At 69.5% G+C, this 15,692-nt stretch carries 16 protein-coding genes; 7 read left to right on the top strand and 9 right to left on the bottom strand.

Annotation, left to right across the window (positions count from 1 at the left end; genetic code table 11):
- Nucleotides 1–173: 173 nt before the first annotated feature.
- From E1266_RS00545 to E1266_RS00530, 4 genes are read left to right on the top strand one after another with little or no spacing between them, the layout of a single operon-like run.
- Nucleotides 174–905, top strand: coding sequence for a hypothetical protein (locus E1266_RS00545; protein WP_132042495.1), 732 nt, complete (start codon nucleotides 174–176; stop codon nucleotides 903–905).
- A gap of 4 nt (nucleotides 906–909) precedes the next feature.
- Nucleotides 910–3,033, top strand: coding sequence for a hypothetical protein (locus E1266_RS00540; RefSeq protein ID WP_132042493.1), 2,124 nt, complete (start codon nucleotides 910–912; stop codon nucleotides 3,031–3,033).
- A complete protein-coding gene (locus E1266_RS00535; protein WP_132042491.1) occupies nucleotides 3,030–4,319 on the top strand; it encodes a hypothetical protein in 1,290 nt (429 codons plus the stop codon). Before E1266_RS00540 ends, E1266_RS00535 begins: the two co-directional genes overlap by 4 nt.
- Entirely contained in the window at nucleotides 4,319–5,665 is a 1,347-nt protein-coding gene (locus tag E1266_RS00530) for a DUF4407 domain-containing protein (RefSeq protein ID WP_132042489.1), read from the top strand. The genes E1266_RS00535 and E1266_RS00530 overlap by 1 nt, the downstream gene beginning before the upstream one ends.
- A gap of 261 nt (nucleotides 5,666–5,926) precedes the next feature.
- Here the strand turns inward: E1266_RS00530 and E1266_RS00525 are convergent, their stop codons facing one another.
- On the bottom strand, nucleotides 5,927–6,772 hold the full coding sequence (locus tag E1266_RS00525; RefSeq protein WP_132042487.1) for an alpha/beta fold hydrolase: 846 nt from the start codon (nucleotides 6,770–6,772) through the stop codon (nucleotides 5,927–5,929).
- 174 nt (nucleotides 6,773–6,946) lie between these two features.
- Between E1266_RS00525 and E1266_RS00520 the strand changes: the two genes are divergently transcribed.
- Complete coding sequence (locus tag E1266_RS00520) at nucleotides 6,947–7,513, top strand: TetR/AcrR family transcriptional regulator (protein ID WP_132042485.1); 567 nt, start codon at nucleotides 6,947–6,949, stop codon at nucleotides 7,511–7,513.
- A gap of 124 nt (nucleotides 7,514–7,637) precedes the next feature.
- Here E1266_RS00520 and E1266_RS00515 read toward each other — a convergent pair whose 3' ends face one another.
- From E1266_RS00515 to E1266_RS37730, 8 genes are all read right to left on the bottom strand, one after another.
- Complete coding sequence (locus E1266_RS00515) at nucleotides 7,638–8,801, bottom strand: serine hydrolase (RefSeq protein WP_207945336.1); 1,164 nt, start codon at nucleotides 8,799–8,801, stop codon at nucleotides 7,638–7,640.
- Between the two features lie 110 nt (nucleotides 8,802–8,911).
- A complete protein-coding gene (locus E1266_RS00510; RefSeq protein WP_132042483.1) occupies nucleotides 8,912–9,085 on the bottom strand; it encodes a hypothetical protein in 174 nt (57 codons plus the stop codon).
- A gap of 81 nt (nucleotides 9,086–9,166) precedes the next feature.
- Nucleotides 9,167–9,745 carry a hypothetical protein gene (locus tag E1266_RS00505; protein WP_132042481.1) on the bottom strand — a complete coding sequence of 193 codons (579 nt, stop codon included), beginning with the start codon at nucleotides 9,743–9,745 and terminating at the stop codon, nucleotides 9,167–9,169.
- 217 nt (nucleotides 9,746–9,962) lie between these two features.
- A complete protein-coding gene (locus E1266_RS00500) occupies nucleotides 9,963–10,835 on the bottom strand; it encodes a hypothetical protein (protein ID WP_132042479.1) in 873 nt (290 codons plus the stop codon).
- A gap of 147 nt (nucleotides 10,836–10,982) precedes the next feature.
- Nucleotides 10,983–12,017 carry a DUF5753 domain-containing protein gene (locus E1266_RS00495; RefSeq protein ID WP_132042477.1) on the bottom strand — a complete coding sequence of 345 codons (1,035 nt, stop codon included), beginning with the start codon at nucleotides 12,015–12,017 and terminating at the stop codon, nucleotides 10,983–10,985.
- Between the two features lie 127 nt (nucleotides 12,018–12,144).
- Nucleotides 12,145–12,966 (bottom strand): SAM-dependent methyltransferase, encoded by an 822-nt coding sequence (locus E1266_RS00490; protein ID WP_132042475.1) that lies wholly within the window; start codon nucleotides 12,964–12,966, stop codon nucleotides 12,145–12,147.
- A 391-nt stretch (nucleotides 12,967–13,357) separates the two neighbouring features.
- A complete protein-coding gene (locus E1266_RS00485) occupies nucleotides 13,358–13,732 on the bottom strand; it encodes a hypothetical protein (RefSeq protein ID WP_132042473.1) in 375 nt (124 codons plus the stop codon).
- Nucleotides 13,729–13,890, bottom strand: a complete 162-nt coding sequence (locus E1266_RS37730; RefSeq protein ID WP_165965881.1) for a hypothetical protein — start codon at nucleotides 13,888–13,890, stop codon at nucleotides 13,729–13,731. The genes E1266_RS00485 and E1266_RS37730 overlap by 4 nt, the downstream gene beginning before the upstream one ends.
- A 167-nt stretch (nucleotides 13,891–14,057) precedes the next feature.
- Here E1266_RS37730 and E1266_RS00480 point away from each other — a divergent pair, with 167 nt between their 5' ends.
- Both E1266_RS00480 and E1266_RS00475 read left to right on the top strand, forming a co-directional pair.
- The gene (locus E1266_RS00480; RefSeq protein WP_165965880.1) at nucleotides 14,058–15,074 is read left to right on the top strand and encodes a PH domain-containing protein; all 1,017 of its coding nucleotides are present in this window, start codon (nucleotides 14,058–14,060) and stop codon (nucleotides 15,072–15,074) included.
- Entirely contained in the window at nucleotides 15,071–15,640 is a 570-nt protein-coding gene (locus tag E1266_RS00475; RefSeq protein ID WP_132042468.1) for a hypothetical protein, read from the top strand. Before E1266_RS00480 ends, E1266_RS00475 begins: the two co-directional genes overlap by 4 nt.
- Nucleotides 15,641–15,692: the final 52 nt, after the last annotated feature.

The raw sequence follows: 15,692 nt of genomic DNA, 5'->3' as shown, positions 1-15,692 counted from the left end.
GTTGCGATTCTTCGCTGACCTCGCCAAATCACCCAAGTCTCCCACAGTCAGCCCTTATGCCAGTGTCGGGCGACTTAGACGAGTTAGGGAGAACAGGTATTTTGGCTGCTTCTTGTGCCGCCTGGCATGCAAGGATCCCGTTTCCCGATTCCAACATGCCAAGGGGGCAGCAGGTGGCAGGGGTTTTCGAACGGCGACCGATGATCTCAGTCGACGCCACGGGGTACGGAAGCGGCGATGATCAGCGGCAGTCGGGCATCCAGACCGGCCTTCTCAACGCCTTGGACCAAGCCGCAGCCTCGGCGGGACTGGATCGCAGCAGCTGGGAACGGCAAGCCGCCGGCGACGGGGAGTTCTCGGTCCTCCTCCCGCAGACCGCCGAGGGGCGCCTGGTCGGGGACTTCCCTCGCCACCTCGCAGCCTTCCTGGAACGGCACAACGGGGATACCCCGTGGGAGAACCGCCTTCGACTGCGGATGGCCGTCCACTACGGCACGGCAATCGCCGATGTGAACGGACGCAGCGGTCAAGGTCCCGTCGAGGTCGCCCGGCTCTGCGACAGCCCCCCGTTGCGTGTCGCCCTGAAGGAGTCCAGGGCCGATCTGGCAGTCATGCTCTCTAACCGCATCTTCACCGACATCGTCCGTCATGGCCACGCGCTCTCCGTCGCCCCCGAGGATTTCCGAGAGGTGGAGGTGAACGTCAAGGAGTTCAGCGAGCGCGCCTGGCTTTGGATTCCGCGGGGCCGCAATGTCCATTCTCTTCCTCTTTCCCTCCCAGCGGACGCCCCGCCCGCGCCAGGGGACACAGGCGATGGCGCGTCGACGAAACCGTCCGCCTCGGTGCACAACGAATTTCACGAGCGGGTGGATGCGAGGGGTGCGAACTTTGGTTTCGGGGGCTGACCTGATGTCCGAGGACATCCCCGCCGAAGGCGTGCACACCGACGACGACGGCCAGCCGTTCCAGCCCGTCGACAACCCGTCCGAGACGGACGGACGCAGGGCTCCTCCTCCCGCCGAGCATGCCCCGGTCAACCAGCTGATCAACGTCTTCCACAGCGATGTGGAGGCGGTGGGCGCGAACTTCGGCTTCGGTGGAGCAGCGGGCTGGACCAGGCGTCAGGCGGTGAGCGGACCGATGCCCCGGGAACGGGTGGATGCGCTGATCCGCCATTTCGTGAAGCCCGAGCCGTTCGAGGCCGCGATCGAAGCGCTGGAGAGGCATTCGGTCGTCATGTTGTGCGGACCCGAAGGCAGCGGCAAGCTCACTGGCGCGGTGAAGCTCCTCACGCGCGTGCTCAGCGGGAAGGCGCCGATTGTCAGGCTGTCCTCGGCCAGGAGCCTGAGGGAGTTGGCCGACCACCGGTACGACGCGGGCACCGGCTACCTGCTGCCCGGCTGGTTCGGCACCGTTGGCGGAGAGGCCGAGCTCCACTGGGAACGAGTCCAGGGGGAATTGCGCAAGCGGAGCTCGTTCCTGGTGTTGACCTCCTCGGAGGAGAACCGCCGCACGGCCGTGACCTCCAGGATCGAGTGGTCGCCGCCTGAGGACTGGGGCGCGGTCATCCGTGCGCACGCGGGCGATGGTCTGGCGGACGCGGATGTCACAGAAGTTGTCGAGGGGTTACCCGAAGCCGTGACGATGGCGTCCCTTGTCGAGATCACAGAGCTGCTCGTAAAGGGTCTGCCGCCCGAGGAGGCGATCTCGTCCGTCCTGCGGGAAGCGGCGAAGGGCCAGGTGCGGAACTGGTTCAACGAGGGGCCGAGCCGGGAGCAGGTGCTCGACGTCACCGTGCTGGCGTTCTTGCCGGGCCTGTCCGAGCGGCGGTTCGGGGACGTCCGAGAGTCGTTGAAGGCCACGCTGGCGGAGATGGTTCCCGAGGAGCCCGCCGGGATCGTAGCCGCGGATCGGCCGGCGATCCCAGCGGAGCCGGTCTTCCCTCAAGCCAGAGGGAGACAGCGGGAGAACCCGCTGATCCGGATCAGGCAGGTGGTCGTCGACGGACGGCCCCGGCGGCTGATCGAGTTGCGCGATCCGGAGGCGCAGCGCTTTGTGTTCGCCGAGATGATCGATCGGTTCGATGAGCACTTCTGGGACGCGGTCCGCATCTGGCTCGAGGGCGTCCTGATCGAACCGGAACTGTCCCTCCACATCGCGGCGGGACTGGCCCGGCTTGCCGCGTCCAGTTTCGACGAGGTCGAGGGGTCGTACCTGGACCCGTGGTCGGTCGCCACCGGGCGCGGCGAACCGGTTCGTTCGCACGCCCGGCAGAAGCGGCTGACGACCGTACACGTGCTGTGGTTGATGTGCTTCGACGAGGATCTGGCGCCGGTCGCGCTCCGGGTCGCCTCAGCGTGGGCTGCGCAGGGCAGTACGCATGGGCAGAAATACAACGCGATCATCACTTTCTCGGGTGTTCTCGGTCGGCTGTACCCGATCGAGGCCGTGAAGAGCCTCTGGCGGCTGGCGGGCAACCGGGGGGCCGTGCTGGGGCCGCTCGCCATCGAGGCTTTCGGCGGGCTGTTCCTGTCCCAGGAGGACGCGGCGGGACGTGAACGCGTCATCCGCTTCCTGGAGAACAAGATTAGGAAATTGCGTGGAGTGCCCAACCGGATCGAGATGTACGGGACCGCGCTGCGGGCGATGCTCGCCGTATACCGGACGGATGACCAGCGGGGCCGGCCGCTGACGGCGGAGTTGCTGTGCATGCGGCCCGACCTGGCGAACACCATCGGGTACACGTGGTCGGTGCTCCTGGTGAACCGGCCGGTCAGGCATTCAGCGCTGGCCATGCTGCACGCCAATCTCGATGCGTTGCGATACCACGCTGAGGAGCCAGAGGTGATTGCCCAGCGGATCGGCGGCGTCCTGGGCGGCCTGTTGTCGAAGGACCAGCAGGCAGAGCTGGTCGCAGATTTCACGGCGTTCGCCGAACGCCCTGCCAACCGGCGTGAGGGAGCGAACCCGGTCGCCACCGCCCTTTTCGCAGCCATCGAACGAGCACAACGTCGCGTGGGAGGAGAAACGTGACCTATCCGATCATTAGTCAAAAGATCCTGTCGCCAGTGCCCAAGTCCGGGTTTTTCGGGCTGCGTTCCCGGAGCCGCGAGACCTCGGAGATCCCACCTTCGACGGCGGGGCAGGTGCTGGTGCTCCGTTCCGGCGGCAGATACGTGCTCGACAGCGGACGCCTCGGCTTGGACGACGAAATCGTCCTGGGGGCGACGCACGTAAGCGTCGTCGACGTGACGGAGAACAAGCAGATCAGGACCGAGTTCACCGTCCCCTCCGCGGAGGGGGGCGAGTTCACCGTCCTCGTCGACTTCACCTGCAGCGTCCATGACCCGGTCGCTGTGGTGAAAGCCGGGCTCGGCGACGTCCGGGACTCCCTGGCCGGATACCTGAGGGCACACGAGGACGTTTTCAAGGCGGGGGCGAAGTACAAGCTCGCTGACTTCTTGACCGCCCGGACGGAGGTCCGCGCCGAACTGCAGGCGTACCACCACTACCTGCCGGTCCGGCTTTCCGGGATGACGGCGGTTCTGGGCAACGTGGAGATCCCCGCACCGTCGGAGATCAAGGACTACGTGGACAAGACCGTCCGGGACGAGCTCGATCACAAGGACCGGCTCGCGGGTCTTGCGAGGGGCGGAAACTACGACCGGGCCGAGGCTCTGGAGGAGACCGAGACGAGGCTGCACAAACTCAAGTTGGAGGTCCTGAGCACCGAGCAGGAGATCAACAAGCTCCGCAGCGACCGGCAGAAGGAGGCACAGCGGGAACGGGATGAGGAGGCGGCGCTGGCTGCGGCGCACCGCAGGCGCGACTTGGAGACGACCTTCGGCATCGATCAGGCCGCGAAGGTCACCGCTGCCGTGGGCGATGATCCCCTCAGGGCGTATGCCCTCGCCGCCGAGCGGGGCGAGATCGGTGCCAAGGAACTGGCCGAGTTCTACCAGCAGGAGGCCGACCGGCTGCACGTGCTGGAACGGTTGCGTGAGGACCGCGCTTACGAGGACGCGGTCAAGAATGCGCAGTTGTCCAGGGAAACGCACGTGCAGGGTGTCATGCTGCGGCTCGAGATTCTCAAGGAGATGGTGCGCAAGGGCCACCTCGACGAGCGGGGCGTGAAGGAGATCGACGGCATTCTCCATGAGCTCACCACCGGGCAGCCGTCCGTACCGCCGGTCAACACGGAACCTGACCGGGGGATCGAGGCGGCGGCCGAGCCGGCCCGTAAAGAGTTCACTGCCCCGCCGGCGACCCCCGCCGCCGACCCCGGTGACGATGTGCCCTACCGGGAGGAAGACCTCTGATGGCGGCGGTTCAGACTGCCCCTGCCGTCAAGGTGGAGGGGGAGCCGCCCAGACGGCCCGTGCACGGCCCGAAAGGGCCGGGCGCGTGGCTGCGTTCGCTGATCGGCGTGGACGAGTCCGTGCTCAGCATGGCCCCGCTGGACCGCGGACGCTACACCGCGATGGCCCTGATCGTGGTGAACGCGGGGATCCTCGCGGCCGTGTCCATGTTCATCATGATCGAGAAGTTCGCGGACGTGCCTCTCCTGGCGGCTCTGCCGGTCGCCCTGTTCTGGGGCTGGGTCATCTTCTCGGTGGATCGCTGGCTGATCGCCAGCTCGCACGGGACGCAGAGCAGCCGCGGGGTGTTCGTGGCCCGGGTCCTCCTGGCCGTCGTGCTCGGATTCGTGGTGGCCGAGCCGTTGCTCATCAAAATCTTCGAGCCCGCAATCCACCGGCAGGTGGCGGAGGACAGACGGGTAGAACGGGCGGCGAAACTCAGCGCGTTGACCGCATGCAATCCCGTCCCTTACCGAGTGCTCCCCGCGAAGGACATCACGTCCTGCAAGGATCGGGGCCTGCTCCTCACCGTCGGCGCCAATCCGGTGGCCGCGGCGGCCACGGTGACTTCGCTCAACGCGCAGGTGTCGACCTTGTCGAAGGCGATCGATAAGGATATGGCGGCGCTGCGAAGGCTGGAGCGGCTGGGGCACGCCGAATGCGGCGGCGAACGCGTCGGGAACGAGACCACGGGCGTCATCGGCGAGGGACCGAACTGCCGACAGATCCGAAGCGAGCGGGCGTCGCTCCTGCGCACGTCCAAGCTCCCGGATCGCCGGCAGCAGCTCGCCGATCTCCAGGCGAGGGCCAAGAACGCCGTCGAAGCCCAGGGCGTGGTCAACGCCGGATACTCGACCGAGATCGCTCGCGAGATCGACAAGCAACTGCCCCGTCCCGAGGGCAAAATCGGCATCCTGGAGGAGGACGACGCGCTCCTCGCCCTGCAGGGCAAGAACCTGATGGTCTTCTTGTTCGTCTGGCTGCTCCGCTTGGCACTGATCACCTTGGACTGCATGCCGATCCTGACCAAACGCCTCGCCGGCCCCAGCACCTACGACCGTCAAGTGGCTGACCACGCCGCAGCCGACATGGAGACGCACGAGGTTTTCCTCAAACACGCCAAGACTCAGAACATCCAGGATCGAGTCGACGCCCTCCATCTGCTGGACGAACAGGAACGACACCGCCGTTTGCACAGGGAACGCCACGAGAGCGAGGCGCGCAATGAGCAGGATGAGCAGGTGAAACAGCAGATTCGGGACCTTGCCGCCCGCCTCAAGGGGAGACCCGGCGCGGCCCCCGAATGAAGGTGACGCCCCAACGGAGTGCGACTCGCCGAGGCCGATGCGGGTGTTGTGGGGGCCGGGGGCGGTTGCGGTGATGGCCACCTGGTCGCCGTCCTCGAGCCCGTCAGCGGTATGCGGGCGTCCTGGAGGGCGGCCAGCGGTACGTACTCCCAGGCCTGGCGGAATTTGCAGGCCGCACTTGACCACCCTCCTGAACGCATTGGACGCGCGCTGATCGTCCATCCGGACGATTCGGCCGCGTGGGCGAAGTTCGGCTTCGGGTCAGGCGAGGGAAGTGATGATGTCGGCCAGTTCGTCGGGCATTGAGAGGAACGGCGAGTGGGAGGCGTCGAGCGGGACGACGGAGATCGGGTGGTCCGGGAAGGCCGCGTCGGCCTCGGCGATGAACCTGGCCTGCAGGGCCGGACCGATCGCCCTGTCCTTTGTGCAGGTGAGGTACGTGCGCCGCACCGATCCCCAGCCGTCTCGGGTCAGCGTGGTGGTGCCGAGCATGATGCCCATCGGGCCGTCGGGCGTCAGGAGGCCGGTGGCGGCGTCGGCGAGGGCCGGGTCCACGTCCGCGTAGAACGCCTCGTAGAGCCGCTGCCGGTAGGCCGCGTCGTCCGTCGCGAAGTCCAGCCGCAGCGCGCCTATCTCGGCCGGGTCGCCCCGCAGCAGTGGCGCGACCTGGTCACCGGCGGCCTCGGGCATCTGCGTGTACGCCGCGGCCGGCACGTCGGATGCCGGCATGTACGCAGTGAGGTACGCCGCGTGCGCCACCAGTTCCGGTGCCTGCTGGGCCACTCGCGTCAGTACGGGGCCGGCCGCGCTATGGGCGACCACCGTGACCGGCTCGCCGCCGCCGATCCTCTTGATCTGCGAAGTCAGCAACTCCGCCGCATCGTCGAGATCCACATCCGCGACGGGCGAGACCTCCGGGCCGACCGCCTCGGGGTCGTAGGGCTGTTCGGTGAACCACCGGGGACGGCGGGCGTACAGCCCGTGCCCCGCCATGTCCACCGCGACGGCCGGACGACCGGCGGCCACCACTCGTGGGATGACTTCGCTCCAGCACCAGGAGCCGTGCCAGAAACCGTGAACTAATACCAGCGTGGAAGTGATGGACATTGGTTCTCCCTGGTTGGGGGGCTGCGTCCAGTGAGCGAGGTGGTCGCCCCGAGCGTGTGCGGGTGATCACCGTCCCCAGTGTCCCCTCCTCGCACCGGCTGGGCCAGGGAGAGGTGATCCCTGGCTAAGGGCGCGCTTGCACCGGTCATTGGAGGCTGGTCTACTTGCCGTGTCATGGGGACGGCGGGCGCAACTCAACCTTCGCGTCGTCCGGAGCAGACCCGGCGAGCGATCACCGAGGCTCTCCTCGATCTGCTGCGGGAACGCGGCCGGGTGCCGACCGCCGCCGACATCGCCGCCAGGGCCGGGGTGTCCCGCCGCAGCGTGTTCGTCCACTTCGCCGATCTGGACGAGCTGTACGTGGCGGCCGGGCAGCGCCAGGCCGAGCGGCTGCTCGCCGCGATCGAGCCGATCGACCCCGGCCTCCCGCTTCCCGAGCGCATCGACCGGTTCGCCGGCCGGCTCGAACGCGTCTACGAGACCATGACGCCGGTCCGGCGCGTCGCCATCGCCGCCTCCGACTCCGGGGTGGTGGCCAAGCTGGTCAACGAGGGCGACGAGTGGCTGCGGCACATGCTCCGCGAGGTGTTCGCGGCGGAGTTCGCCGGGCGGGACCCGCTGCTTCCGGACATCGTGGACGCCGCCGTCAGCTGGGGCTCCTGGTACCACCTGCGGCGGCTCAGCCTGGAGGACAGGCGCCGCTGCTTCCGCGACCTGCTCCGCGCCCTGATCCCCGCCTGACCGGCCGCCGGGCACATGGGCCTTCCGGCCCGCGTACGCACACCGATGTCGCGGACGACGAACTCCGGCTCGTCGTAAGCGGGAGCGCAGGTAGGAGCGCCGGGCTCTGCCTACTCCCGCGGGGCTACCGGACGACGGCCTCGGTGACGACCCTGGCGGCCTCGGCCGGGCCGAACGTCGGCGGCTTCGGCCGCGGTTCGGTCGCCCCGATCCGCACCACGACGGTCTTGGACACCGGATCGACCTGGATGAGCTGGTTGCCGAGCCCCAGCGCCCAGTACAGGCGGCGCGGCGCGCCCGGCACGAGCTGCCCGCGCGCCGCCGCGGAGCTCCGCGCGCCGCCGAGGTCGGTCGCCGCGACCGGACCGCGGACGACGCCGCGCCGGTTGAGCCACCACAGGTATCCGTAGGCCGCGTTCAGCTTCGTCGACGACCGGCCGGTGGCCGCCTCGACATAGTCGGCGGACACGATCCTCCGGCCGCGCCACGTCCCTTTGTCGAGCATCATCTGCCCGAATCTCGCCAGGTCCCGGCAGGTGGAGTTCATCCCCATGAAGGTCTGCGTGTTACCGGCCCCGTCCGGGCTCATGGTGGTGTCCTCCATGCCCAGCGGGACGAAAATGCGTTCCTCGGCGTACTGGGAGACGTCCTTTCCGGTGGCCTCCCGCAGCACGCGCTGCAATGTCTGGATCGCGGAGTTGTTGTACGCCCATACCGTGCCGGGTTCGTGCTGCTGCCTCAGGCCGATGGCGAATTTCGTTCGGTCCTGGGCCGCGAGCAGCTCCTGGTAGTCGGTCTTGAAGGTCCATTCCCGGCCGGAGTCGTTGCTCAGCAGGTCGCGGACCGTCACCGCCTCCGCCGGGGTCCCCTTCCACTCGCCGATCCATTTCGCCGCCTTGTCGTCCAGGCTCAGCACGCCGTCGTCCTGGGCGATCCCGACCAGGACGCTGGTGAACGACTTCGTGACGGACCAGACCGGCCGCCGGGTGTCCCGGTCTCCCCCGAAATTCCATTCGCCGGCCAGCCGCCCATGGCGCACGACGGCCAGGCAGTCCGACTTGCCCTTCTCGGCCTGTGCCGCGACGCGCGCGAGCTTCCCCGCGTCCAGGCCCACGGCCGCGGGCGCCGTCGTCTCCCAGGGGGACGGGTCCGCCGCACGCCGCGACGGCTCGGTGGTCGTTCCCCCGGCCCCGCCGCCTGACCCGGACGAGCACGCCCCGGCGAGCAGGGCGGCGGTGACGGCGGCGGCGGCGAGTCGTCCGGTCATCGCCGCCCGGTCCGTTCGCATCTCGTCATTGCACAACTATTGCACTCCTAGTGCAAGGAGACCAGATGATCTACCGACTCGAATGCGGCACCAGGTGCCTGCTCCCTGAACCCCGCCGGGGCGGGGTCCGGTCAAGGAGGCGCCAGCACGCGCGGGGCGGGGCGCCCGGCCGACTCGGCGGCCTTGGTGATCGCGGGCACGATGTGGTCGGCGATCACGTCGGCGCCGGTCCAGGTCGTCACCGTGCCGTCGGCGAGTCCTCCCGCTACGCGCAGCATCGCCGGGTCCAGCGCGGAGAGGATCACCGGGGGCGGGGTGCGCCCGGGGCGTCCACGGTGCCGTCTCCCGCGTGATGCTGGACGGTCTCAGAGCGGTGCCGCAAGAGCTCAGGGAATCCACATCCGAGCCATTGTGTGGGTTTCCTTCACATCCACCTGCACCTTTTCGAGCTTCCTTTCGTCCAGCAGGTGGTATTCCTGGATCTCCTCATAAAGTTCGGTGGAGATGATGACGGCGAACTCCGCTCCGTGTTCCATCATCTTCGCCTTGAATTCCGGTGCGTCCAGGAGCCGCGCGGCCCTGTTGAGCGGGACGCCCGCGTATCCCCTGTCGTCCTGGTGGACATAGCCGGCGTCCAGGGCCTGGCGGAGTTGTACCCGCACGTCGGGGCTGGCGTCCTCGTTGTACCTGCGCACGGCATCGCCCAGGCGCCGTGGAAAGTCGGTCACCAGCACCTCGATGCCGCAGTCGGTGACGAGCATGAGCCCGTCGCCGCGGTCGCTGTGCACTCCGGGCCGGCAGTTGACCTGGAGATCGGCGGCGACCCCCTCGGTGATCGCGAACAGTTCGGTCCGCACGTGGGCCTGGCCCGCGACATCGAGGGCGGAGAAGCGGGAGACGTCCAGCGCGATGCAGTGCCGGTGACGGGGGGCCAGGGGTCGGACGTAGAAGCTCTGTGGAGGCATCGAAGACCTTGGCTTCGGGTCGGGGCGGTCGGTGGCGGCTCATGCGGGGGGTGCCCGTACTGGGCACCATTGAGCACATGCCTCACCTTGGCATATCTGCTTACCAATCCGGGCCTATCAGGCGATACCTGAGATGAAATCTCAAGAAGGAATTCGGACCCGCGAATAAAAAATCTGAAACGCCCGGCAAGCCGCGGCGGGGAAGGGTGCTCTCGGGTCAGTCGCGCAACCGCGGCGGCCGGGTGCGGAGATCCGGGGACTCGACGCGGTCGGCGCACCGTTCGAAGACGCGGACGGCGGCGTGGTCGCCGCGGCCGGCGGCCGCGTAGGCCAGGACGCGGGCGTGGGAGGCGGCCCGGCCGGCGTCGAGGGCGGCGTCGGCGTCGAGGAGGTCGGACGCCGGTGAGGGGCCCGGGGCGGCGACCGCGGCCGCGATGGCGAACTGGGCCGCGCGCCGGTTGTGCGGACTGGACGCCGTACCGAGGATGACGGCCAGCTCGTAGAACGCGCGGTGGTTCGCGTCGGCCGACTCCATCGCGAGGCTCCGGGCGTAGTGGCCGAGGGCGGTCAACTCGTGCATCTCATCCTCGGTGACCTTGATGGGGGTCGTGGGGATCGGCATGGCCGGGGCCAGCGCCGGCACGGCGGGCGACGGCGCGGGAGATCCGGGCAGGCGCAGCGGCTGGGCGACGTCGTACTCGTCACCGCGGATGTAGAGCTTCCGGGCCCGCTGGGAATGGTCCAGCGCTTTGGCCTGGCTCAGCAGGGCCTGCCACCCGGCCAGCGTGCCGCACCCCGGATCGCGGTCCCGGACGTGTCCGCGGTAGGCGAGGTGCTGGAGGGCGAGGACCAGCACGTTGAGCTGGTCGAGGGTGGGCAGTTTCCGATGCTGGCCCCGCAGGATCTTGTAGATGTTGTTCGCGGACAGCCCCGTCGCCTTCCCGCCCCTGTAGTCGGGATAGAGCTCGTGGACCCGCCCCGCCACCTCGGCGATCTCGTCCGGCTGGTACTCCCCGCTGAGGACGTGGTAGCCGAAGAGCAGCTTGACGAACATCTGGTGCGCGGGGGTCCGCCGCGGCGTCGTTGCCATGGGACTGCGCTCTCCTGCGAATCGAACAGGAACGAGGAAACAAGGGACGGCGTAGCGTGCGGCGCCGGGCGCCCGATGCGCGGCGCGCGTCTGCGGGGAGCGGCGCGCGTACGGGGACCTCGCGGAACCCTGGAAGGCCGCAGCATCTCAGACGCGGGCACTCGCTTCTGTGTCATCGGCCACACTCGCGGCGCCCGGAACACCGGCGTCCCCGGCGGGGGCCGCCGCCTCCTCCGCCAGTTCGCGGATCGCCTGGCGCAGCCGGGCCGGGGTCTGATCGGGGTGGGCCGCCTGGACCGCGAGGTTGTTCAGCCAGTGCCGCGCCCGGTCGGCCTCCAGGGGGTACATGGCGGTGTCGAGCTGCTGCAGGTAGGCCACGCGGGTGACGTCCCGGTCCTGGAGCACCCGCACCAGTGCGATCGGGCCCGGCGGCAGCGCGGTCCCCGCGTCCAGCGGCATGACCTGGACGGTGAGGTGGGGCAGCTCGCACAGGTCCAGCAGGTGGTCGAACTGCCGGTACATCGCCCTGGCCGGGACCGCCCGGCGGAGCAGCACCTTCTCGTCGAGGACCACCCACACGTGCGGCGGCTCGGCCGCGTACAGGATCCGCTGCCGCCGCAGCAGCAGGTCCAGCCGCCGCCGCAGCTCCTCGTCGCCGGCGCCCGGATGCGCCCGGACGATCACGGCGCGGGCGTAGTCGGGATGCTGCAGCAGGTCGGGCACCGCGTCCACGGCGTAGCAGCGGATCATCTGGGCGGCCTGCTCCGCCCCGAGGAAGGGCAGGAATCCCGGGCGGATCAGGCTCCGGTACGGCTCCCACCACCCCTCCTGCCCCGAGTGCAATGCCAGTTGCAGCAGCATCGAGCGGGTCTCGTGGTCGGTGACCCCGTAGAGCGTGGCCAAGGTCATCACGTGGTGCGGGGAGGACGCGGTCACGCCCCGCTCCATCGCCTGCAGCAGCGCCCGGGACCCGACGGACGCGGCGGCGGCCTCCACGGAGATCCGCCGGCGCAGGCGCAGGCCCCGGAGGCGGGCCGCCAGTAGCAGCCGGGGACGGGTCAGCGCGTCCGGCTCGCACTGCGGCACCCACACGGGGGCCATGGTGCACCGGCAGCCGGCCCGGCCGCCCGCGTCGCAGCCGCCCGCGCAGTCCGCGCAGCCGAGGTGCCGCTCGGCGCTCATCCGCGCGCCCGCCTCATCTCCCGTCCGCAGGCCACGTGCTCCCTACCTCCCACGCAGTAGACCCCCGATCCGCCGGACGACCCGGCGAGCCGGGTCGTGTCACCGTACGCCCGGTCACCGGGCCGGTTCAGGGTTTGCGGCCGACGCCGCCGAACTGGTCGACCGGGGCGGGCAGCACGTCGGCGGTCTCGGGGCGCCACCGGTTGCACGACACCACACCCGGTTCGAGCAGTTCCAGCCCGATCGCCGCGAACAGCTCCTCCAGTTGCCGCTTGGACCGGCAGACCCCCTTGGGCGACGCGTCCCGGTTCCACATGTCCACCGCGTCCCGCGCCCGCGGCCCGGTCACCTCGTCGGTCTGGTGGCTGATCGCCAGGTGGCTTCCCGGTGCGACCCGCTCCACCAGCCGTCCCAGCACGCGCACGGCCTCGTCGTCGTCGACGATGTGCCAGACCACGCCGAGCATGGTGATCGCCACGGGGTGGCTCAAGTCCAGCGTCCTGCCCGCGAGGTCCAGGATGCGGTCGGGGTCGTGCATGTCGGCGTCCAGGTACGCCGTCCTGCCCTGCGGGGTGCTGGCCAGCAGCGCGCGGGCGTGCGCCAGGACGAGGGGGTCGTTGTCGACGTAGACGACCCGGGCCTCCGGCCGCAGCCGCTGCGCGACCTCGTGGGTGTTGTTCGAGGTCGGCAGCCCGGTCCCGATGTCGAGGAACTGGTCGAGGCCCGCCTCGCCGGCGAGGAACTCCACCACCCGCCGCAGGAACAGCCGGTCGGCCCGCGCCTGGTCGACGATATCCGGCAGCACCTGCTCGACCTCGTCGGCCATCGCCTTGTCCGCCGGATAGAACTCGTCGCCTCCCAACCAGTAATCCCACACCCGCGCCGAATTGGGCACGCCGGGATCGACACCGGGAATCGACGGCAGCTCCCGTCCATACTGCTCGTCCATGATAATCCCATCTGATCGGACATAAAAGGCTACCCGAGGATAAGCGCCCCACCTCGCCCGATTGATGGCCTCAACAGGACATCCGCTGTGCATTGACGCCCACTCGGGATCGCGGCACCGGCCATGTCCGCGGGCGGAGATCGCAGGTCATGATCCCCGCTGGTTCCGTGGCACGACAGGCGGCTTGCACCGACGCAAGCCGCCCCGTATGTCAATGCTTTCCCAGCTCCGGAAGAAACTCTATTTCGGACACTTCAAGATCATTTGATGACCATTGCGTTCCGGATAACCGGCCGCCCGCGGCGTCATTCGCGTCGTCCGAAACGGGTCGGAGCGGCCTTTCCGCACGCATGCTCCCGCCCGGCGGGACGCCCCGCCGGGCGGGGTGCCGTCAGCCGGGGATCTGGAGGGCCTTGGCGTTCCGGCGCCAGTCCGACCACTTCGGGTCGGAGCAGAAGCCGCAGGACGGGCCGAAGAACTCGGTCCGGGCGTTCGGGTCGTCCATCGGCCAGTGGCGGAGCCAGGCGGTGGTCGGGCCGCGGAACCCGCCGCCGTTCCCGACCGGGGTGAAGTGGTGGGCGCCGCGCAGTTCGCCGCACACGGCCGGGATGTGGTCCGAGTCGTTGTAGAAGTTCCGCACCAGGAACGGGAAGACGATGCCGTCGTCCTCACCGGCCACGTAGAAGGTCGGCTCGTCGATCTGGTCGGAGTCGGCGAGCGGGCCGGGCTGGATCGCCAGGGCCGTGCCGACGCGGGAGTCGATCACCGCAGGTTCGCCTCGACGGCCGGCCGCACCGGGCCGTCGATGATCTCCGGCGGCTGGAGCGCGTAGAACGGCACCTGCCGCCGGAACTCGTCCACGATGCGCGGGGCCAGTCGCGGCAGCCGGTCGACCGACCACGAGCGCGGTTTCGAATCGTCCATCATGACTCCCGGGGGATGACCGATGCTCTCTCGGTCGCGAGTCGTGGTCCATGGACGATCATGAGCCGTGACACCGGGACGCGGCGCCGCCGGGTACGGGTACGCGGTGACCGGTTCGCGGGACAAATTCGGCCGACGTGGTTGGCGAATGGCCAATAATGCTCATCATGCGTGCGAGCGGAGTGGCGGCCGGGCCGGAGCCCGTCGAGTTCGGGCCCGGGGCGGCGCAGCGCCGGTCGTGGGGGCTCGCCGGCCTGCTGCTGGCCGGAGGAGTCGCGGCGTACGCCCTGCTCGTCCCCCGGGCGCTCCTGATCCCTCTGGTGTCGCTGTTCCCGCTCGCCCCCTTCGTGGTCGGCGGGTTAGCGGCGCGGATGCGGCCGCCGACGGTGGTGGCCGAGGACGGGATCCACTGCCACGCGGTCTTCTCCGTCCAGTTGCGCCGGCAGTTCGTGCCCTGGGCGGCGATCGCGTGGATCGGCGTGCAGAAGCGGGGCCGCCGGGCGCACGTCGCGCTCCGGCTGACGGACGGGGGCCGGATCTTCCTCCAGCACCCGAACGGCCGGCAGGTCCAGGACGCCGTCGCGTTCATGCAGAGGCAGCACCTGGCGGCTTGCGGCGGGACGCCCCCGGCGATCGACCGGACCCCGCTCCCCTGGCGGCGGCTGCGCCCCTGGGTGCGGGTGACGGCGGTCGCGCTCCCCGTCGTGAGCTTGGCCGGGCCGGTGGCGTGGATCGTCGCGGAGACCGGCGGGGGCAGGTCCTCCGACGCTGTCGTCGCCTGCGACCAGATCCCCCGGGACGTCGTCGCCCGGGTGCTGCCGGAAGGGAGTGCCCACAGTTACGGCCATCCGGTGGCCTGCCGGTGGAGCACCGATTCGACCTCGGAGAGCGGCACCTGGATCGACTTTCACATCGGCTCGTGGTCGCGCTCCTATGCCGAGCGGTCGTACAAGGAGACCTTGAAGGCGATGCGGGACGCCGGGCGCAGGCCGACCATGCTGCGCGACGGCGACGCCTACACCGTGGCCTGGCAGGACGGCTGGGGCTTCACCGCCCAGGGAAGGGCGCAGGTGAAGGGGTACCTGGTGATCGTCGCGCTGCACAGCGCGCGAGCGGGCTCGGCGGACGAGGCCGGGCGGCAGGCCGGTGACGTCCTGCGCGCGGTGACGGAGAAGCTGGCATGAGGCTGAACCGTCGCGAGAGCGGGCTGCTCATGGGAGCAGTTCTCCTTTCGGTGTTCCTGTGTGCGCCGTTCCTGGTGGTCATGGCCGCCGCCCGGTCGGACGGCGGCGAACTCGTCCCGCAGCGGACGCCGCTGGCGGATCTCTGCATCTGGTTTCCGCCCGCCAAGGCCGCGCAACTGGTGCCAGAGTCGCGCGCCCCCGTCTCGCAGGCCATCTTCTACGGGGAGGTGCAGTGCGACTGGGCCAGTGCCGACGACCGCACCCAGTTGAGCTTGAGCGCCTACCGCCCTTCCGGGGCGCTGACAGCCGAGAAGGAGTCCATTGAAGTGCGGGACTTCTACAACGGCCGAGCGCCGGACAAAGGCGAGCCGGCCGGAATCGGCGAGTTGAGCATGATCGGCGTCCGGCACGGATCCGACTACACCGAGGCCCACATCATCGTCCGGGACGGCGTGCTCGTAGCCCAGGTCACCTACCGCGTGCCCGGCAAGGCAACCGACGTCGAAGGCAAGGCCAGGGAAGCCGCCGCCGAACTGATGCGCCTCCTCCCCCCGAAGGGTCGCTGACCGCGGCCCGCCGAGCCCGATCACCGGCACTGCGGCGGTGGTGATCCATGCG

This window comes from Actinomadura sp. 7K534 (assembly GCF_004348575.1).
In the GTDB taxonomy this organism is placed as follows: Bacteria; Actinomycetota; Actinomycetes; order Streptosporangiales; family Streptosporangiaceae; genus Spirillospora; species Spirillospora livida.
This window is presented reverse-complemented; position numbering and strand designations above follow the sequence as displayed.